Raw genomic sequence first — 486 nt, forward strand, 5'->3', positions numbered from 1 at the left:
ACCTGGAGCAGGGCCTTCACGCCGGTGTCGGGACGTCCGCGCAGCCGCCGGGCCGCGCGCAGCCTGGTCACGTCGGCGACGAGATTCGGGGCGAACGTCATCGCGACGACGACGGCGACCCCCGCCTCGTACAGCGCCCCCGGAAGCGACTTGAGGAGCCGCGCCGGATTGGCCAGGGCGTTGGCCGCGCTCCTCATCTGCGTGGGCGCGGCCAGCTTCAGGGCTTGGTAGACGGAGGCCAGGAGCCCTTCGGCGGTGACTTTCCCGCCCAGCTGAATGCCCTGGAACCAGTCGGGGAGGGGCACTTGGGGAAGCGTGAAGAGGACATGCGTGCCCGGGACCGGGGAGCCGAGCACGACGGTGAATACGACCCGGATCCCGAGGACGAGCAGCGCGAGCTTGAGGAAGACGCTGTACGAGCGCGCCCACGGGGCGTCCGTCCGGCGCGCCGCCACCACATAGCCGCTGACCGCGACCAGCAGGAGC

At 71.4% G+C, this 486-nt stretch carries 1 pseudogene; it reads right to left on the reverse strand.

From position 1 onward, the window contains the following. Positions 1–486, reverse strand: a pseudogene (locus J0695_RS42290) (energy-coupling factor transporter transmembrane protein EcfT); the annotation flags it as partial.

The sequence above is a fragment of the Streptomyces beijiangensis genome, assembly GCF_017315755.1.
Lineage (GTDB): Bacteria > Actinomycetota > Actinomycetes > Streptomycetales > Streptomycetaceae > Streptomyces > Streptomyces beijiangensis.